This window comes from Pseudomonas paraeruginosa (assembly GCF_003025345.2).
Classification (GTDB): domain Bacteria; phylum Pseudomonadota; class Gammaproteobacteria; order Pseudomonadales; family Pseudomonadaceae; genus Pseudomonas; species Pseudomonas paraeruginosa.
In genome coordinates this window covers 4,499,522-4,518,491 of sequence record NZ_CP020560.1, presented here as the reverse complement: position 1 = coordinate 4,518,491, position 18,970 = coordinate 4,499,522, and the positions used below count along the sequence as shown (strand labels likewise).

The window sequence follows — 18,970 nt, the reverse complement described above, 5'->3', positions numbered from 1 at the left end:
AGAGACATGCGCACCACCTCCCTGTTGCTCCTGCTCGGCAGCCTGATGGCGGTACCCGCCACTCAGGCCGCCGACGCTTCCGACTGGCTGAAGCGCCTCGCCGAGGCCGAGCGCCAGAACAGTTTCCAGGGCACCTTCGTCTACGAGCGCAATGGCAGCTTCTCGACCCATGAGATCTGGCATCGCGTCGAGGGCGATGGTGCGGTCCGTGAACGCCTGCTGCAGCTCGACGGTGCGCGCCAGGAGGTGGTTCGCGTCGACGGCCGCACCCAGTGCATCAGCGGCGGACTTGCCGACCAACTGGCCGATGCCCAGTTGTGGCCGGTGCGCAAGTTCGATCCTTCTCAGCTGGCGTCCTGGTATGACCTGCGCCTGGTCGGCGAGTCGCGCGTTGCCGGGCGCCCGGCTGTGGTTCTGGCGGTAAGTCCGCGCGACCAGCATCGCTATGGCTTCGAGCTGCACCTGGATCGCGAGACCGGCCTGCCGCTGAAGTCGCTGTTGCTCAACGAGAAAGGGCAGTTGCTCGAGCGCTTCCAGTTCACCCGGTTGAACACCGGCGCCGCGCCGGCTGACGACCAGTTGCAGGCTGGCGCCGAGTGCCAGGCGGTCGGCCCGGTCAAGGGCGAGGCGGAAAAAGCCGTCGCCTGGCGCTCCGAGTGGCTGCCGCCGGGCTTCACCCTGACCCGCAGTTTCATGCGGCGCAGCCCGGTGACTCCCGACCCGGTCGCCTGCCTGACCTACGACGATGGCCTGGCGCGTTTCTCGGTATTCATCGAGCCCCTGCATGGCGCGATGGTCGGTGACGCACGCAGCCAGCTCGGCCCCACCGTGGTGGTGTCCAAGCGCCTGCAGACCGATGATGGCGGCCAGATGGTGACCGTGGTCGGCGAAGTGCCGCTGGGTACCGCCGAGCGGGTGGCACTGTCCATCCGTCCTGAGGCTGCCGCCCAGAAATGATCGAAGAGCAGGGGCGCGTGGTGGCGACCGAGCCGGGAGCGGTGTGGGTCGAAACCGCGCGCCGCAGCACCTGCTCATCCTGTTCGGTCAACGCCGGCTGTGGCCAGGGGCTGCTGCAGCGGCTTGGCGTCGGCGAAGGGCGCGCCCGGGTGCGCGCGCTCTGCGACCTGAGCCTGCGGGTCGGCGACGGCGTCATCCTAGGAATTCGCGAAGACCTGTTGTTGCGCGCCTCCATCCTCTTCTATCTTTTCCCTCTGCTCGGGTTTTTCGTGGCAGCATTGCTGGCGAGCCGGGCAGGTCTTGTGGAACCCCTGGTCATCGTGTCCGGGCTGGCAGGTTTGCTGGCGGCCTGGCTATTGGTGCGTCGGCATGCTCGTCGTCATGCCGATGATCCAGCCTCGCAGCCGGTGGTCTTGCGAGCGCTGATTTCCGGGCCGTCCGATTCGGCCTGAGTCCTTCTCTTCCCTCGAACATCACGGGAGCTGTAGTCGATGCATACCCTAAAACGCTGTATGGCTGCGATGGTGGCCTTGCTGGCCTTGAGCCTGGCGATGACGGCCCGGGCAGAATTGCCGGACTTCACGCCTCTGGTCGAACAGGCGTCGCCGGCGGTGGTGAATATCAGTACCCGGCAGAAGCTGCCGGATCGCGCCATGGCGCGCGGGCAGCTGTCGATCCCGGACCTCGAAGGCCTGCCACCGATGTTCCGCGACTTCCTCGAGCGCAGCATCCCGCAGGTTCCGCGCAATCCGCGCGGCCAGCAGCGCGAGGCGCAGTCGCTGGGCTCCGGCTTCATCATTTCCAACGACGGCTACATCCTCACCAACAACCACGTGGTGGCCGATGCCGACGAGATCCTGGTGCGCCTGTCCGACCGTAGCGAGCACAAGGCCAAGCTGATCGGGGCGGACCCGCGCAGCGACGTGGCGGTGCTGAAGATCGAGGCGAAGAACCTGCCGACCCTGAAGCTGGGCGATTCGAACAAGCTGAAGGTCGGTGAGTGGGTGCTGGCCATCGGCTCGCCGTTCGGCTTCGACCACTCGGTCACCGCCGGTATCGTCAGCGCCAAGGGCCGCAGCCTGCCGAACGAGAGCTACGTTCCCTTCATCCAGACCGACGTGGCGATCAACCCGGGCAACTCCGGCGGCCCGCTGCTGAACCTGCAGGGCGAGGTGGTCGGCATCAACTCGCAGATCTTCACCCGTTCCGGCGGCTTCATGGGCCTGTCCTTCGCCATTCCGATCGATGTCGCGCTGAATGTCGCCGACCAACTGAAGAAAGCCGGCAAGGTCAGCCGCGGCTGGCTGGGCGTGGTGATCCAGGAAGTGAACAAGGATCTCGCCGAGTCCTTCGGTCTCGACAAGCCGTCCGGCGCGCTGGTGGCGCAACTGGTGGAAGACGGCCCGGCAGCCAAGGGCGGCCTGCAGGTGGGCGACGTGATCCTCAGCCTGAACGGCCAGTCGATCAACGAGTCCGCCGACCTGCCGCACCTGGTGGGCAACATGAAGCCGGGCGACAAGATCAACCTCGAGGTGATCCGCAACGGCCAGCGCAAGACCCTGAGCATGGCGGTCGGCAGCCTGCCGGACGACGACGAGGAAATCGCCTCGATGGGCGCCCCGGGTGCCGAGCGCAGCAGCAACCGTCTCGGCGTGACCGTCGCCGACCTCACCGCCGAGCAGCGCAAGAGCCTGGATATCCAGGGCGGCGTGGTGATCAAGGAAGTCCAGGACGGCCCCGCCGCGGTCATCGGCCTGCGTCCGGGCGACGTCATTACCCACCTGGACAACAAGGCGGTGACCTCGACCAAGGTCTTCGCCGACGTGGCCAAGGCGCTGCCGAAGAACCGTTCGGTTTCGATGCGGGTTCTGCGCCAGGGACGTGCCAGCTTCATCACCTTCAAGCTGGCCGAATAAGCCGGCTGACGAAAAAAGGGCGGTTTCCACCGCCCTTTTTCATGTCCGTCAATCCGTTACCTGCGTGACGCCCTGCCCGAGCATCAGGTAAACTCCCCGGCTATTTTTCGGCGGATTGCCGCCCTTGCCCTTTTCGAGTGTGTTGAGCCGTGAGCGACCTGAGCCATATCCGCAATTTCTCCATCATTGCCCATATCGACCATGGCAAGTCGACGCTGGCCGATCGCTTCATCCAGATGTGCGGCGGCCTGTCCGACCGTGAAATGGAGGCCCAGGTCCTGGATTCCATGGACCTGGAGCGCGAGCGCGGGATCACCATCAAGGCCCACAGCGTGACCCTGCACTACAAGGCGCAGGACGGCAAGACCTACCAGCTCAACTTCATCGACACCCCTGGCCACGTCGACTTCACCTACGAAGTCAGCCGCTCGCTGGCCGCCTGCGAAGGCGCCTTGCTGGTGGTGGACGCCGGCCAGGGCGTCGAGGCGCAGTCCGTCGCCAACTGCTACACCGCCATCGAGCAGGGCCTGGAAGTGATGCCCGTGCTGAACAAGATGGACCTGCCCCAGGCCGAGCCGGAGCGGGTGAAGGAGGAAATCGAGAGCATCATCGGTATCGACGCCACCGACGCCGTGGCCTGCAGCGCCAAGAGCGGCATGGGCGTGCTCGAGGTGCTGGAGCGCCTGGTGACCGTCATTCCCGCGCCGGAAGGCGAGATCGAGGCGCCGCTGCAGGCGCTGATCATCGACTCCTGGTTCGACAACTACCTTGGCGTGGTCTCGCTGGTACGGGTGAAGAACGGCCGGGTGAAGAAGGGCGACAAGATCCTGGTGAAATCCACCGGCAAGGTCCACCAGGTGGACAGCGTCGGCGTCTTCACCCCGAAGCACACCGAGACCGCCGACCTCAAGGCCGGCGAGGTGGGCTTCATCATCGCCGGCATCAAGGACATCCACGGCGCGCCGGTGGGCGACACCCTGACCCTCAACAACACCCCTGACGTCGAGGTCCTGCCGGGCTTCAAGCGGGTCAAGCCGCAGGTCTACGCCGGCCTGTTCCCGGTCAGCTCGGACGATTTCGAGGACTTCCGCGACGCCCTGCAGAAGCTGACCCTCAACGACTCGTCGCTGCAGTACGAGCCGGAAAGCTCCGAGGCCCTGGGTTTCGGCTTCCGTTGCGGGTTCCTCGGCATGCTGCACATGGAGATCATCCAGGAGCGCCTGGAGCGCGAATACGACCTGGACCTGATCACCACCGCACCGACCGTGGTGTTCGAGATCGTGCAGAAGAACGGCGAGATCATCTACGTCGACAACCCGTCCAAGCTCCCGGACCTGGCCTCGATCCAGGAAATGCGCGAGCCGATCTGCCGCGCCACCATCCTGGTGCCCAAGGACCACCTGGGCAACGTCATCACCCTGTGCATCGAGAAGCGCGGCGTGCAGCGCGACATGCACTTCCTCAGCGGCCAGGTGCAGGTGATCTACGACCTGCCGATGAACGAGGTGGTGCTCGACTTCTTCGACCGCCTCAAGTCCACCAGCCGCGGCTATGCTTCCCTGGACTACAGCTTCGATCGCTTCGAACCGTCCAACCTGGTTCGTCTCGACGTGCTGATCAACGGCGAGAAGGTCGACGCCCTCGCCCTGATCGTCCACCGCGACAACGCGCCATACAAGGGCCGCCAGTTGGTGGAGAAAATGAAGGAACTGATCCCGCGGCAGATGTTCGACGTGGCGATCCAGGCAGCCATCGGCGGGCAGATCATCGCCCGTTCGACGGTCAAGGCGCTCAGGAAGAACGTGCTGGCCAAGTGCTACGGCGGTGACGTGAGCCGTAAGCGCAAACTGTTGGAAAAGCAGAAGGCCGGTAAGAAAAGGATGAAGCAGGTCGGTAGCGTGGAGATTCCCCAGGAAGCCTTCCTCGCCGTGCTCAAAGTGGATAGCTAGAACCCATGACACTCAATTTCCCGTTGTTGCTGGTCATCGCCGTGGCTGTATGCGGCGCCCTGGCCCTGGTCGACCTGGTGCTGTTCGCGCCGCGTCGGCGGGCCGCCATCTCGTCCTACGAAGGGCAGGTGAACGAGCCCGATCCGGCGGTGCTGGAGAAGCTCAACAAGGAACCGCTGCTGGTCGAGTACGGCAAGTCGTTCTTCCCGGTCCTGTTCATCGTGCTGGTGCTGCGCTCCTTCCTGGTCGAACCGTTCCAGATTCCCTCGGGATCGATGAAACCGACCCTGGAGGTCGGCGATTTCATCCTGGTCAACAAGTTCGCCTATGGCATCCGCCTGCCGGTGCTGGACACCAAGGTGATCCCGATCGGCGATCCGCAGCGCGGCGATGTGATGGTGTTCCGCTACCCCAGCGAACCGAACATCAACTACATCAAGCGGGTGGTCGGCCTGCCGGGCGATACCGTGCGCTACACCAGGGAAAAGCGCCTGTACGTCAACGGCGAGCTGGTGGCTGAGAAACTGGTCGGCGAGGAGCCGGGCACCCTCGGCAGCGTGACCCTGTACCAGGAGAAACTGGGCCAGGCCGAGCACCTGATCCGCAAGGAAATGAGCCGCTACCGCATCGAGCCCGATCGCCAGTGGACCATTCCCGCCGGCCACTATTTCATGATGGGTGACAACCGCGACAACTCCAACGACAGCCGCTACTGGAACGATCCGAAGATCCCGAAGGAGCTGCTGGGCATGGTCCCTGACCGCAATATCGTCGGCAAGGCCTTCGCCGTGTGGATGAGCTGGCCCGATCCGAAGATGAGCAACCTGCCGAACTTCTCCCGGGTCGGCGTGATTCACTGACCTGTGCGCAGGTTCGCCACGCGGAAGGGCGGTCCTGCTGAATAATCGCGAAGCGGGGCTGCTCGCCCGAGGGCAGCCCCGCTTTCACTTCCGCGAACGCCGCCGCCGGGCCCCGCCCGATGGTGTTACCGGTCGCAGGACGGAATAACTACACTGACATGAGGTCCGACATGAGGTTCGCGCGTTCGCAGAAGGGGATGTCCCTGCTGGGGTGGCTGGTGGTGCTGGGCGTGGTGGCATTCTTCGCCAGCGCCGCATTCAAGATCATCCCGCACTACCTGGACTACTACTCCCTGGAAAAGGTGATCACTTCCGTGGAGACCGACAAGGCGGCCGAGGTGCGTTCCGTACCGGAGTTCTACAGCTACGTCGGCAAGGGGATGCAGATCAACGGCATCCGCAACCTGGACCTGGAAAAGGCCCTGGACGTGCAACTGGAAGACAACGAATTCCGGGCGCACCTGAAATATGAAAAACGCGAGCCACTGATCAGCAACATCGACCTGGTGGTCCACTTCGACAAAGAATTCCGTGTACGCATGCCGTGAGTAATCCGCTGGACCGACTCGAGCGCAAGCTCGGCTATACCTTCAAAGACCAGGACCTGATGGTCCTGGCCCTGACCCATCGCAGCTACGCCGGGCGCAACAACGAGCGCCTGGAGTTCCTCGGTGACGCCATTCTCAACTTCGTCATCGGCGAGGCGCTGTTCCACCACTTCCCGCAGGCCCGCGAAGGCCAGCTTTCGCGCCTGCGCGCACGGCTGGTCAAGGGCGAGACCCTGGCCCTGCTGGCGCGCGGCTTCGAGGTGGGCGACTACCTGCGCCTGGGCTCGGGTGAGCTGAAGAGCGGCGGTTTCCGCCGCGAGTCGATCCTCGCCGACGCGATGGAGGCCCTGATCGGCGCCATCTACCTGGACACCGGCATGGACTCCGCGCGCGAGCGGATCATCGCCTGGCTCGGGCCGCAGTTGCGCGAGCTGACCCCGGTGGATACCAACAAGGACCCCAAGACCCGCCTGCAGGAGTTCCTGCAGTCGCGCGGCTGCGACCTGCCGCGCTACGAAGTGGTGGATATCCAGGGCGAACCCCATTGCCGGACCTTCTTCGTCGATTGCGAAGTGGCCCTGCTGAGCGACAAGACCCACGGGCATGGCGGCAGCCGCCGCATCGCCGAGCAGGTGGCCGCGGCCGCCGCGCTGGTGGCCCTGGGCGTGGAGAACGGCCATGACTGACATGCACGACGACATCCCCGCCGGCAGCCGCTGCGGCTACGTGGCTATCGTGGGCCGCCCCAACGTGGGCAAGTCCACCCTGCTCAACCATATCCTCGGGCAGAAGCTGGCGATCACCTCGCGCAAGCCGCAGACCACCCGCCACAACATGCTCGGGATCAAGACCGAAGGCGAGGTACAGGCGGTCTACGTCGACACCCCCGGCTTGCACAAGAGCGGCGAGAAGGCCCTCAACCGCTACATGAACCGTACCGCCAGCGCGGCGTTGAAGGATGTCGACGTGGTGATCTTCGTGGTCGACCGCAGCCGCTGGACCGAAGAGGACCAGATGGTCCTGGAGCGCGTGCAGTACGTCAGTTGCCCGGTGCTGATCGCGGTGAACAAGACCGACCGCATCGAGGAGAAGGCCGACCTGCTGCCGCATCTCGAATGGCTCACCCAGCAGTTGCCGAAGGCCGAGGTGGTGCCGATCTCGGCGCAGAACGGGACCAACCTGGACGTGCTGGAGAAACTGGTGGCCGAGCGCCTGCCGGAAAGCGAGCATTTCTTCCCCGAAGACCAGATCACCGACCGCAGCAGCCGCTTCCTGGCCGCCGAGCTGGTCCGCGAGAAGATCATGCGCCAGTTGGGCGCCGAGCTGCCCTACCAGATCACCGTGGAGATCGAGGAGTTCAAGCAGGAGGGTCGCATCCTGCATATCCATGCGCTGATCCTGGTGGAGCGCGAGGGGCAGAAGAAGATCATCATCGGCGACAAGGGCGAGCGGATCAAAAGCATCGGCCAGAACGCGCGCAAGGACATGGAAGTGCTGTTCGACTCCAAGGTCATGCTCAACCTCTGGGTCAAGGTCAAGGGTGGCTGGTCCGACGACGAGCGCGCCCTGCGTTCGCTGGGCTACGGCGACCTCTGACGTTCCCGGTCGCCTGGCGCACGGCGCCAGGCGCCGTCCCACCCGCGCCCGGTCGAGCCGCCATGACCTTCGCCGCCGCCCAAGCCACCTACGTGCTGCATAGCCGGCCGTACAAGGAAACCAGCGCCCTGGTGGATTTCTTCACCGCGCAGGGCCGCCTGCGCGCGGTCCTGCGCGGCGCCCGCGGCAAGGCTGGCGCACTGGCGCGGCCATTCGTGCCGCTGGAAGGGGAGTGGCGCGGGCGTGGCGAACTGAAGACCGTCGCTCGCCTGGAAAGCGCCGGCATTCCCAACCTGCTCAGTGGCCAGGCGCTGTTCAGCGGTCTCTACCTCAACGAACTGCTGATCCGCCTGTTGCCGGCGGAAGACCCGCAACCGGAGATCTTCGCCCACTACGCCGCGACCCTGCCGCTGCTGGCGGCGGGGCGGCCGCTCGAGCCGCTGCTGCGCGCGTTCGAATGGCGCCTGCTGGAGCAACTGGGCTATGGTTTCGCTCTCGACGTCGACATCCACGGACGCCCGATCGAACCGCAGGCGCTGTACCAGTTGCTGCCCGAAGCCGGCCTGGAACCGGTGACGCAGTTGCAGCCCGGCCTGTTCCAGGGCGTCGAACTGTTATCCATGGCCGACGCCGACTGGAGCGCCCCGGGCGCCCTGGCGGCGGCCAAGCGCCTGATGCGCCAGGCGCTCGCTCCCCATCTGGGCGGCCGGCCGCTGGTCAGCCGCGAGCTGTTCATGAACCGTAAGGAGTCACCCCGTGACTGAAGCCACTCGAATTCTGCTCGGCGTGAACATCGATCACGTCGCCACCCTGCGCCAGGCCCGCGGTACCCGCTATCCGGATCCGGTGAAGGCCGCCCTGGACGCCGAGGAAGCCGGCGCCGACGGTATCACCGTGCACCTGCGCGAGGACCGCCGGCATATCCAGGAACGCGACGTGCGGGTGCTCAAGGAAGTGCTGCAGACGCGGATGAACTTCGAGATGGGCGTCACCGAGGAAATGCTCGCCTTCGCCGAGGAGATCCGTCCCGCGCACAGCTGCCTGGTGCCCGAGCGCCGCGAAGAACTGACCACCGAGGGCGGCCTCGACGTCGCCGGCCAGGAACAGCGGATCCGCGACGCTGTGCGACGCCTGGCTGCGGTGGGCAGCGAAGTGTCGCTGTTCATCGATCCCGATCCGCGGCAGATCGAGGCCTCCGCGCGGGTCGGCGCGCCGGCTATCGAACTGCATACCGGTCGCTACGCCGACGCCGAAGAACCCGAGGAGCAGGCCCGCGAGCTGCAGCGGGTACGCGAGGGCGTGGCCCTCGGGCGTTCCCTCGGCCTGATCGTCAACGCCGGGCATGGCCTGCACTACCACAATGTCGAGCCGGTCGCGGCGATCGAGGGCATCAACGAGCTGAACATCGGCCATGCCATCGTCGCCCATGCCCTGTTCGTCGGCTTCAGGCAGGCGGTGGCCGAGATGAAGGCCCTAATGCTGGCCGCGGCGGCCAAGCGCTGAGGCAATTGCGCCCCGCTTCCTGTAAACCTTGTTCAGGACGGGACAGAGCCCATGAAAAAAGCCCATCCGCGGATGGGTTTTTTTCATATCCGCCGTCAGGGCTTGCGCGCCACCAGCGTGGCGCGCATCGGCGCGGGCAGGCCTTCGACGGTTCGCGAACGGTCCTGCGGATCGAGGAATTCCGGCAGCGACTGGAAACGCATCCATTCGGTGGCGCGTTGTTCCTCGACACTGGTCAGGCTGACGTCGACGCAGCGCGCGTCGGCGAATCCGGCGCGGCGCAGCCAGAGTTCCAGGGCCGCCACCGAGGGCAGGAACCAGACGTTGCGCATCTGCGCGTAGCGGTCCTCGGGCACCAGCACGGTGCTGGCGTCGCCTTCCACCACCAGGGTCTCCAGGACCAGCTCGCCGCCGCGCTTGAGGCAGTCCTTGAGCGCCAGCAGGTGGTCGATGGGCGAGCGTCGGTGATAGAGCACGCCCATGGAGAACAGCGTGTCGAAGCCTTCGAGCTTCTCCGGCAGGTCTTCCAGGGCCAGCGGCAGGTGCCAGGCCGGCAGGTCCGCCAGGTAGCGCTTGGCGGCGAGGAACTGGCAGAGGAACAGCCAGTTCGGATCGATGCCGATCACGCTTTCCGCGCCGGCGCCGAGCATGCGCCACTGGTAGTAGCCATTGCCGCAGCCGACGTCGAGGATGCGTTTGCCGCGCAGATCGACGTGCGGCGAGACGCGGCTCCATTTCCAGTCGGAGCGCCACTCGGTGTCGACCTGCACGCCGAAGAAATCGAACGGCCCCTTGCGCCACGGAATCAGTCCCTGCAGCGCCTCCTTCACCTGGGGTTGCAGGGCTGCGTCCCGCTCGCTGTGCAGGGCGAAACGCCCGGCCAGCTCGACCGTCGGCGCCTGCACCTGGGGCAGGCGCTGCACCGCGCTCCACCAGCGGGCGAGGTCGCCGTGGCCTTCCTCGATGCGCGCGGCGATCTGCGCCGGCAGGCTGGTCGCCCAGGCGTACAGCGGCGAGCCGGCGAGGTGGCGCTGGAGGGCGTCGAGAGCGAGGTGCTGGATCATGGCAGGGCGATCATCGAGGCGAAGTTGAGACACTGGAACCATTGGCTGACGCGGCTGAAACCGGCGGCCAGGAGCCGTTCGCGATGCTCCTCGAAGGTGTCGGGGAGCATCACGTTCTCCAGGGCGCTGCGCTTCTGCGCGATCTCCAGCTCGCTGTAGCCGTTGGCGCGCTTGAAGGCGATGTGCAGGTCGGTGAGCAGGGCGTGCTCCTGCGCATCGGCGAAGCGCAGTTTCTCCGAAAGGATCAGCGCGCCGCCGGGCAGCAGCGCCCGGCGGATGTTGCGCAACAGACCGAGGCGCTGGTCCGGGGCGACGAACTGCAGGGTGAAGTTCATCGCCACCAGGGAGGTGGGTTGCAACTCCAGGGCGAGAATGTCGGCCTCGATCAGCTCGACCGGCAGCAGTTCCTGGTACATGGCGTCCTGCGCGTGCAGGTACTCGCCGCAGCGCTCGATCATCGCATGCGAGTTGTCCACGCCGATCACCCGGCAGCCGTCGCTGCGCACGTGGCGGCGCAGCGACTGGGTGACCGCGCCGAGCGAGCAGCCGAGGTCGTAGAGCACGCTGTGCGGCCGGGCGAACTGCGCGCCGAGCACGCCGATGTTCTCGACGATGGTGGGGTAGCCCGGCACGGAGCGCTTGATCATGTCGGGGAACACGCGCACCACGTCTTCGTTGAACACGAAGTCGGCGACACGTTGCTGGGGCTGGGCGAACAGGCGATCGGACTCGCTCACGCGGGTGACCTCGGGCATCACGGCTTTTCAGGGGGCCGAATTGTAGCCGAGGGACGATCGTCGCCCAACCGTGCGGCGACGATTCACCCTGCCCGATGTGCGCGGTATCACCTGAGCTTGTCGGAGAAGCTCTCGCCCGCGCCCTGCAGCGGACCCAGCGGGTTCTTCCTGTCTGCCAGGCGATGGATGTTCGCTTCGCCGTTGCTGAGCTTGCGCACCAGCGCGTCGTTGACGAAGACGAACACCGTCTTGAACGAGCGGCCCTGCAATTCCCGTTTCTTGCGGAAGTCGAACAGGTCCGACCAGAAGCTGCGACCCGCTGGGTGTCGGTCTTGCCGAAGCCGAAGGCGTAGCCGATGCAGCGGTCCTTCGCTTCCGGGCATTGCACCAGGCCACCGGGCAGGTAGTCGATGGGGATGTGCGGCTGGATGAACATGAGCCGCGCGTCGATGAACGACAGCATGCGGCCGTTGCCCTGGGTCAACGGATCGAAACCCAGCCCGAACAGCTGCGAGCGGGTGGTGCTGCCGGAGGTGCGCCTGTGAATAGCGCAACTCGGCATCGAGATAGTCGACGAAGGGGGATGGGACTTCCGCTCGTTCGCTGGGCGGCAGGCTGTCGCAGGAGCAAACGAAGACAGTGGACGCCCGGAGCTGCGAGTAGCGAAGAGGGGCGCTCCTGACGCGCCTCCTTCCGGGGACCGTCGTGATTGAATAACAGACGATGCCCCGGAGGGCGCGCCGGGATTTATTCAATGGACTGGAAGCGGCGTGGTTGCTGGCCTGGCGGCGGTTTTCCGGCGTCGCCGAAAACTCAGTCGAAAGAAAGCCTATAGCGTTCGCCGAGGGTCTTCAGCGTGCCGTCGCGGCGCAGTTGGCGCAGGCCCTCGTCGAGTTCCGCGAGACGCTCGTCGACCGCCGGCAGGTGCGGACTGAGTCCCACATGCAGCGGCTGCCGCCCGGGCAGCTCGCCGGCGCGGCGGATCCGCCCGGCGAGCTGCGGGTGAAGATACAGGTAGTGTTCGATGATGTGCCGGTCCTCGAGCAGCACGTCGATGCGCCCGAGCAGCAGTTTCTGCAGGTTGCGCGGCAGCACGCGTTCGCCGCCGAGCACCTGCAGGTGCAGGTCGTCGTCGCCGGCCTGGTTGCGCCAGGCGATGAAGCGCGGGCTGTTCGCGTAGCCCTGGGCGAGCCCCAGGCGCTGACCGAGCAGGGAAGCGTCGCCGTGGTAGCGCCAGTCGCTGTCGCGGCGGGTATAGAAGGCCAGCTCGACCCAGCCGATGGGTTCGCTGCCGACCCGCAGTCCGGCGAGTCCGTAGGCGCCGACCAGGCCATCGCGATGCCCGTCGCGGACCATCTGCACGGCGCGCGGCCAGGGCAGGCTGTCGAAGCGTGGCGGTTCCGGCAGTACCAGACCGAGCGCCTCGGCGAGGTAGCCGGGTTCCTGCGGCGTGTGCGGGCACAGGTAGGGGCAGCCGTCTTCGCCGGCGAAACGCAGTGGTTCGGCAAGTGCCGATGGCAGGCTGGCGCAGGACAGGGCGAGCAGGACGAGGGCGGCGCGGAGCATGGAGGACTCGTGATTGCAGGGGCTGCCAGGATAGGCCAGGTCAGGGTGCGGTGGGGCGGCGCGCTTCCTACAGAATGTGTCCGTCGTGGCGCGCGTTCAGCGCACCTGGATCGCGCAGGAGAAGCTTTCCGCCGGTTCCGCGTCCTTTTCCCAGGGCCGCCGGTAGACCAGTTCCAGGCGATCGTCGCCGCTGGCGGCGGCGCGGAAGCGCCAGGTCGATTCGCCTCCGCTGCCGACCAGTCCGTTGTCGTCCGGGTTGCTGTAGACCTCCGGCCCGAGGCGCCTGAGCACGCCGGCAGCGGGGTTGCGCAGTTCCCAGCGGAAGCCGGTGGTGGGATTGCTCGGCAGGGTCAGCACCAGTTCCTGGCCTTGCGTCAGCTTCAGCGGCGAGCAGTCGTCGGCGTCGTCCAGGCTGACCACCGGCTTCTGTTGTCCGGCGCAACCGGTCAGGACCGCGATGGACAATGGCAGCAGCAGACGGGAGGGGGAAAAGGACATGCAGCGTTCCTCGGCTCGAATGGAAAGGACGCCAGCATAAACCCTGGCGGCGTCCCAGTGCCAAGGTTGACGTGGCGCCCGGCCGGGATACCGGCCGGGCGCTCGCGGATCAGGCCGGGAACAGCACCCTGGCCACGTCGCCATAACGCTTGGCGAAGTGCACGGTGAGGCCTTCCTTGAGGTACTCGGGCAGTTCCTCGAAGTTGCCGCGGTTGGCCTCCGGCAGGATCAGCTCGAAGATCTTCTGCCGTCGGGCAGCGATCACCTTCTCGCGTACCCCGCCGATCGGCAGGACCTGGCCGGTCAGGGTCAGTTCGCCGGTCATCGCCACGCCCTTCTTCGGTGCCTGGTTGCGCGCCAGGGAAAGTAGCGCGCTGGCCATGGTGACGCCGGCGCTGGGGCCGTCCTTGGGCGTCGCGCCTTCCGGCACGTGCAGGTGGACGAAGGCCTGGTCGAAGAAGGTCGGGTCGCCGCCATACTTCTTCAACTGCGAGCCGATGTAGCTATAGGCGATCTCGGCCGACTCCTTCATCACGTCGCCGAGCTGGCCGGTCAGCTTGAAGCCGCGGTTCAGCGTGTGGATGCGCGTGGCCTCGATCGGCAGGGTGGCGCCGCCCATGCTGGTCCAGGCCAGGCCGGTGATCACGCCGATCCCGGAAAGCACCTGCTCGCTGCGGAATACCGGCATGCCGAGGTAGTCCTCGAGGTCCCTGGGACCGATCTTCACTTTCGACTCGGGGTCTTCCAGCAACTTGACCACCGACTTGCGCACCAGCTTGCCCAGCTGTTTCTCCAGCTGGCGCACCCCGGCCTCGCGGGCGTAACCCTCGATCACCGCGCGCAGGGCGGCGTCGCTGATGCTCAGGCGACCCTTCGGCACGCCGGCCTTGTCCAGTTGCTTGGGCCACAGGTGGCGCTTGGCGATCGCCAGCTTTTCCTCGGAGATGTAGCCGGACAGGCGGATCACCTCCATCCGGTCGAGCAGCGGGCCAGGGATCGAGTCGAGGGTGTTGGCGGTACAGACGAACAGCACCTTGGACAGGTCCAGGCGCAGGTCCAGGTAGTGGTCGAGGAATTCGACGTTCTGCTCCGGGTCGAGGGTTTCCAGCAGCGCCGAGGCCGGGTCGCCCTGGTAGCTGGCGCCGAGCTTGTCGATCTCGTCGAGCATGATCACCGGGTTCATCACCTCGACTTCCTTCAAGGCCTGCACCAGCTTGCCGGGCAGGGCGCCGATGTAGGTGCGTCGGTGGCCCTTGATCTCCGCCTCGTCGCGCATGCCGCCGACGCTGAAACGATAGAACGGCCGGCCGAGGCTCTCGGCGATGGACTTGCCGATGCTGGTCTTGCCCACCCCCGGCGGGCCGACCAGGAGCACGATGGAGCCGGCGATTTCGCCCTTGAAACTACCCACGGCGAGGAATTCGAGGATGCGATCCTTGATGTCGTCGAGGCCCGCGTGATGCTTGTCGAGGACCTTGCGCGCATGCTTGAGGTCGAGCCTGTCCTTGCCGTACACGCCCCAGGGCAGGGCAGTGGCCCAGTCCAGGTAGTTGCGGGTGACGGCGTACTCGGGCGAGCCGCTCTCGAGGATCGACAGCTTGTTCAGCTCTTCGTCGATGCGCTTGCGCGCCTGCTCGGGCAGCACCTTGCCTTCCAGGCGGGCGCGGAATTCATCGGCGTCGGCGCTCTTGTCGTCCTTGGTGATGCCCAACTCCTGCTGGATGATCTTCAGCTGTTCCTTGAGGAAGAATTCGCGCTGGTGTTCGCCGATCTTGCGGTTGACCTCGGCGGACAGCTCCTTCTGCAGGCGCGCGACCTCCACTTCCTTGCGCAGCAGCGGCAGGACCTTCTCCATGCGCTTGAGGATCGGCACGGTGTCCAGCACCTCCTGCAGCTCGGCGCCGGGCGCGGTGGTCAGGGCCGCGGCGAAGTCGGTGAGCGGCGACGGATCGTTGGGGCTGAAGCGGTTCAGGTAGTTCTTCAGTTCTTCGCTGTACAGCGGGTTGAGCGGCAGCAGCTCCTTGATCGCGTTGATCAGGGCCATGCCGTATGCCTTCACCTCGTCGCTGGGGTCGATCGGGGTCTTCGGATAGTCCACCTCGACCATGAATGGCGGGCGGTGGCGCTTGATCCAGCCGCGGATACGCACCCGCGACAGGCCCTGGGCGACGAACTGCAGCTTGCCGCCCTCGCGCGAGGCATGGTGCACGCGGACCAGCGTGCCGTGCTCGGGCAGGCTGTTGACGTCGAAGTGGCGCGGGTCTTCCGGCGGGTTGTCCATGAAGAACAGGGCCAGCGAATGGTGGTCGGTCTTGGCCACCAGTTCGAGGGTTTCCGCCCACGGCTCTTCGTTGACGATCACCGGCAGCACCTGCGCCGGGAAGAACGGGCGGTTGTGGATCGGGATCACGTACAGGGTGGTCGGCAGGGTCTGGCCGGGCAGCACCAGGCCGGTGCTGGTGGGCTGTGCGTCGCTGATGTGTTCGGGATTAACGTCCTGGTCGCTCATGAGGCACCTGACTGACTGAAACATGAGAGTCTAGATGGGGCCCCGGGGGAGGGTTTCAATCCCTGCCCGCGCAGGGGATGTTGCCGGAGGTTTCCACGGAGTCCGCGGTACGCCGGTGCCAGTTGCGGCGAGATGCTGGGCAGCGCCGGGCAAATCGAGTAAAGTGCGCAAAAATTGAGCAGTTGCCGTTCATGTTCGACACCCGCCTCATCCGCCTGCCCGACCAGTCGCATACCCACGCCCACGAGCATCATCAACTGGTGATGTCCCTGGCCGGGCGCGCCGAATTCGAGGTCAACGGCTGTGGCGGGGAAGTCTGCCGGATGCGCGCCTGCCTGGTGCCGGGCGAGGCGGGTCACGTATTCGCCGGGGTGGGCGACAACCGCATGCTGATCATCGACCTGGGCGAGGACAACCCGACCCCGGAAGACCCCGACCTGCTCGCCCGCCTGTTCGAGGCGCCGCGCTACCCGACCCTGGATGCCGACTTCCAGAACCTGCTCAGCTACGCCGGGGCAGAACTGGCGCGCTACGGCAGCGACCCGCTGCTGACCCGCGCTCTCGGCGGCGTGCTGATCCGTGCCCTGCACCTGCGCCTGTTCGGCGAGCAGCAACCGCTGCCGGCCAGCGGTCCGCTGGACCTGGAACGCCTGGATGCGCACATCGTGCAGAACCTGGCGCGGCGCATCACGGTCGCTGAACTGGCCCAGGTCGCCTGCCTCAGCCCGAGCCATTTCCACGCGCAGTTCAAGGACAGCGTCGGCCTGACCCCGCACCAGTACCTGCTCAAGGTCCGCCTGGACTGCGCCGCGCGGCTGCTGCGGGAAAGCCGCCTGCCGCTGGTGCGGATCGCCGGGGAGTGCGGCTTCTCCAGCCAGAGCGCGCTGACCACGGCGATGCGCCGCTACCTGGGGCTGACGCCGAAGTCGCTGCGCAAGGGCTGAGCGCCGTCCGCCCTTCGCCACCTTCGGCGGATTAAGCGCAGCGGCTATCCGCCCTGCCGGGAGTGGCGTAGGGCGGATAACGGCGCGGACGTCATCCGCCGAGCGGATTGGTCCCGCACGGCCTGGCTCAGAACGCCACCTTCACCCCCGCCTCGACGCCGCGTCCCGCCGCCGGCACCCGGTCGCGCAGGATCGAACTGGCGTAGCGCACGGTCTGGTTGGTCAGGTTGGTGCCCTTGACGAAGGCCAGCCAGCGGCTCTCGCCGAGATCGAAGTTGTAGCCGAGGCTGGCGCCGAGGGTGGTGTAGCCGTCGGTGGAGAGTTCTTCCTCCGGCACCCGATGCTGCGAGGAGGCGTGCTCGACGTCGACCCGCGCCTGCCACTGCTGCAATTCCCAGATCAGCGCGCTGTTCAGGCGCAGCGGGGCGATGCGTGGCAGCGGTTCGCCGGTGTCCTTGTTCTTGGCGCGGGTATAGTCGCCGGAGAGTTCCAGGTCGAAGTTGCCGTACGGGCTTTCCAGCAGATGGATGCGGTCCTGCGCCTCGACACCGTAGAAGTCCGCGCGAACGCTGCTGTAGAGGTATTCCGGCAGCGCCTCGTCGTCGCCGGCGGCGACCACTTCGCCTTCCTCGTTGCGCTGGCGACCGCTGGCGAGCAGGCCGATGTAGTTGGAGAAGCGGCTGTAGAACACGCCGACGCTGCCCTTGTGCACGCCGTTGTCGAAGCGCAGGGCGAGGTCGGTGGAGACCGCCTTTTCCTTGTCCGCGTCGGCATCGCCCACCTCGTAGGTGCCGGTGGCGGCGTGCGGGCCGTTGGCGTACAGCTCGTAGAAGGTCGGTGCGCGCTCGGTGTAGCTGAGGGTGGCGGCCAGCGACCAGATCGGCGTCAGCTTGTACACCGCGCCGCTGGACAGGCTGCCGGTGGTGAAGCTCTGCGAACCGTCGTTCTCGGCGAAGCGCTCGTTGCCCTTGGCGTCGGGGTCCACGCGGGTGTGCTCCAGGCGCGCGCCGAAGCTGAGGTCGAGGCGGTCGCTGAGCTTCCATTCCTCCAGGGCGAACAACGCGGCGCTGTCGGTTTCCGTGTGCGGCACGAAGGCTTCCTCGCCGAGGGCGGAGAAGCGGCTGTTGGCGAACTGCGCGCCGACCACCCCGTTCAGCGGGCCGAGCGGGCGGTGGCGGGCCTCGATGCGGCCTTCGTAGCCTTCGTTCTTGAAGGTGGTGCCGGTCTCGCCGTCTTCGATTTCCTTGTGTTCGTACTTGGTATAGGCGGCGTCCAGCTTCAGCGAGGTGAACGGGCCTTCGAGGTCGCGGATCTCCGAGGCGAAGGCGTAGCGGTCCTGCTGCATCTTCAGGCGCACGTCGTCCTCGGCCGGCGAGCCATAGTTGCTGTCATAGCCGCTATAGGAAAGGCCGGCGTAACCGTGCTCCCAGTGATAGGAGCCACCGACGGCGCCGCCGTCCTGGCGGCCGTCGCTGTTCTGCACCCGATGCTTGCCGGTGTCGCCGTCGATCTGCCGCTGGCGGCTGGAATGGGCGTAGCCGGGAATCCTGACGTCGTTGAACTCGCGGCTGGCGGCGTCCACGTGCAGGGCGAAGTTGCCGTCACCGGCCTCCAGTGCGCCGGAACGGCTACGAGTGGTGTCGGCGCCGCCGTAGCGCAGTTCGCCGCTGCCGTGGATGCCGTCGACGGGTTCGCTGGGGATGCGGTTGTCGAAGCTGTTCACCACCCCGCCGATGGCATTGCCGCCGTAGAGCAGGGCGGCCGGGCCGCGTACCACTTCCAGTCGCTCGACGCTGTTGGGGTCTTCCGGCACCGCGTGGTCGTAGGACAGCGACGAGGCGTCGAGCGCGCCGACGCCGTTGCGCAGCAGGCGGATGCGGTCGCCGTCCATGCCGCGGATCACCGGTCGGCTGGCGCCCGGTCCGAAGTAGGTGGAGGACACCCCGGGCAGGCCGTTGAGGGTTTCGCCGAGGCTGCCTTTCTGTCGCAGGGTCAGCTCGTCGCCTTCGAGCACGCTGCTGGGTGTGGCGGGAGATTGGTTGCCCAGCGGGTTGGCGGTGATCACCTGGGAGGGCAATTCGCTGGGGCGGCCGTCGGCGCCGAGCGTTTCCCCCGAAACGATCAGGCAGGCCAGTGCCAGTGGCGTGAGAGGCCAGAGCGGACGGGAAGGGAAAAGGCCGGAAGAGGACATTGCGGGCTCCATGGTCATGGGACGGACTTTTTTCAGGCCAAAGCGAACCCAGGCCCTTCCCGGAGGAAGGGCGACGGGGTCGGATCGGCGTATTTTTTGGGATGTTATATTATTTCTTTTTGTGTCGATAGA

The 18,970-nt window shown here is 66.3% G+C and carries 17 protein-coding genes and 1 pseudogene; 11 read left to right on the top strand and 7 right to left on the bottom strand.

Features of this window, described 5'->3' with window-relative positions:
- The first annotated feature begins 6 nt into the window (after positions 1 to 6).
- The 10 genes from mucB (at position 7) to pdxJ (ending at position 9,329) form a co-directional block, all read left to right on the top strand.
- Positions 7 to 957 carry a sigma factor AlgU regulator MucB gene (gene mucB, locus B7D75_RS21440; RefSeq protein WP_043101375.1) on the top strand — a complete coding sequence of 317 codons (951 nt, stop codon included), beginning with the start codon at positions 7 to 9 and terminating at the stop codon, positions 955 to 957.
- Positions 954 to 1,409 carry a SoxR reducing system RseC family protein gene (locus B7D75_RS21435; RefSeq protein ID WP_003150212.1) on the top strand — a complete coding sequence of 152 codons (456 nt, stop codon included), beginning with the start codon at positions 954 to 956 and terminating at the stop codon, positions 1,407 to 1,409. Before mucB ends, B7D75_RS21435 begins: the two co-directional genes overlap by 4 nt.
- 39 nt (positions 1,410 to 1,448) lie before the next feature.
- On the top strand, positions 1,449 to 2,873 hold the full coding sequence (gene mucD, locus B7D75_RS21430; RefSeq protein ID WP_012077033.1) for a serine protease MucD: 1,425 nt from the start codon (positions 1,449 to 1,451) through the stop codon (positions 2,871 to 2,873).
- Between the two features lie 149 nt (positions 2,874 to 3,022).
- Positions 3,023 to 4,822, top strand: coding sequence for a translation elongation factor 4 (gene lepA / locus B7D75_RS21425; RefSeq protein ID WP_012077032.1), 1,800 nt, complete (start codon positions 3,023 to 3,025; stop codon positions 4,820 to 4,822).
- 5 nt (positions 4,823 to 4,827) lie between these two features.
- Entirely contained in the window at positions 4,828 to 5,682 is an 855-nt protein-coding gene (gene lepB, locus B7D75_RS21420) for a signal peptidase I (protein ID WP_003150215.1), read from the top strand.
- A 170-nt stretch (positions 5,683 to 5,852) separates the two neighbouring features.
- A complete protein-coding gene (locus B7D75_RS21415; RefSeq protein WP_003150217.1) occupies positions 5,853 to 6,230 on the top strand; it encodes a DUF4845 domain-containing protein in 378 nt (125 codons plus the stop codon).
- On the top strand, positions 6,227 to 6,916 hold the full coding sequence (gene rnc, locus B7D75_RS21410; RefSeq protein ID WP_003150219.1) for a ribonuclease III: 690 nt from the start codon (positions 6,227 to 6,229) through the stop codon (positions 6,914 to 6,916). The genes B7D75_RS21415 and rnc overlap by 4 nt, the downstream gene beginning before the upstream one ends.
- Positions 6,909 to 7,826, top strand: a complete 918-nt coding sequence (era, locus tag B7D75_RS21405) for a GTPase Era (RefSeq protein ID WP_069734891.1) — start codon at positions 6,909 to 6,911, stop codon at positions 7,824 to 7,826. The genes rnc and era overlap by 8 nt, the downstream gene beginning before the upstream one ends.
- 62 nt (positions 7,827 to 7,888) lie before the next feature.
- Positions 7,889 to 8,590, top strand: coding sequence for a DNA repair protein RecO (gene recO / locus B7D75_RS21400; RefSeq protein ID WP_034079189.1), 702 nt, complete (start codon positions 7,889 to 7,891; stop codon positions 8,588 to 8,590).
- Positions 8,583 to 9,329 carry a pyridoxine 5'-phosphate synthase gene (pdxJ, locus tag B7D75_RS21395; protein WP_107114406.1) on the top strand — a complete coding sequence of 249 codons (747 nt, stop codon included), beginning with the start codon at positions 8,583 to 8,585 and terminating at the stop codon, positions 9,327 to 9,329. The genes recO and pdxJ overlap by 8 nt, the downstream gene beginning before the upstream one ends.
- 95 nt (positions 9,330 to 9,424) lie before the next feature.
- On the opposite strand, the gene cmoB is transcribed toward pdxJ, so the two are convergent.
- The 6 genes and pseudogenes from cmoB to lon all read right to left on the bottom strand — a co-directional run bounded on the left by cmoB (position 9,425) and on the right by lon (position 15,703).
- Positions 9,425 to 10,393, bottom strand: a complete 969-nt coding sequence (gene cmoB, locus B7D75_RS21390; protein ID WP_003150227.1) for a tRNA 5-methoxyuridine(34)/uridine 5-oxyacetic acid(34) synthase CmoB — start codon at positions 10,391 to 10,393, stop codon at positions 9,425 to 9,427.
- The gene (cmoA, locus tag B7D75_RS21385) at positions 10,390 to 11,130 is read right to left on the bottom strand and encodes a carboxy-S-adenosyl-L-methionine synthase CmoA (protein WP_058174584.1); all 741 of its coding nucleotides are present in this window, start codon (positions 11,128 to 11,130) and stop codon (positions 10,390 to 10,392) included. Before cmoA ends, cmoB begins: the two co-directional genes overlap by 4 nt.
- Before the next feature lie 107 nt (positions 11,131 to 11,237).
- Positions 11,238 to 11,840: pseudogene (locus tag B7D75_RS21380) on the bottom strand (hypothetical protein).
- 103 nt (positions 11,841 to 11,943) lie between these two features.
- Positions 11,944 to 12,696: a substrate-binding periplasmic protein gene (locus B7D75_RS21375; protein ID WP_012077029.1), complete on the bottom strand. Its 753-nt coding sequence runs from the start codon at positions 12,694 to 12,696 to the stop codon at positions 11,944 to 11,946.
- A 96-nt stretch (positions 12,697 to 12,792) separates the two neighbouring features.
- Positions 12,793 to 13,194: a protease inhibitor I42 family protein gene (locus tag B7D75_RS21370; protein WP_033996896.1), complete on the bottom strand. Its 402-nt coding sequence runs from the start codon at positions 13,192 to 13,194 to the stop codon at positions 12,793 to 12,795.
- A 109-nt stretch (positions 13,195 to 13,303) separates the two neighbouring features.
- Positions 13,304 to 15,703 (bottom strand): endopeptidase La, encoded by a 2,400-nt coding sequence (lon, locus tag B7D75_RS21365; protein ID WP_012077027.1) that lies wholly within the window; start codon positions 15,701 to 15,703, stop codon positions 13,304 to 13,306.
- Positions 15,704 to 15,894: 191 nt separating this feature from the next.
- On the opposite strand from lon, the gene B7D75_RS21360 reads away from it, so the two are divergent.
- On the top strand, positions 15,895 to 16,647 hold the full coding sequence (locus tag B7D75_RS21360) for a helix-turn-helix domain-containing protein (protein WP_033996899.1): 753 nt from the start codon (positions 15,895 to 15,897) through the stop codon (positions 16,645 to 16,647).
- 127 nt (positions 16,648 to 16,774) lie between these two features.
- Here the strand turns inward: B7D75_RS21360 and B7D75_RS21355 are convergent, their stop codons facing one another.
- Positions 16,775 to 18,838: a TonB-dependent receptor gene (locus tag B7D75_RS21355; protein WP_107114405.1), complete on the bottom strand. Its 2,064-nt coding sequence runs from the start codon at positions 18,836 to 18,838 to the stop codon at positions 16,775 to 16,777.
- Positions 18,839 to 18,970 lie beyond the last annotated feature (132 nt).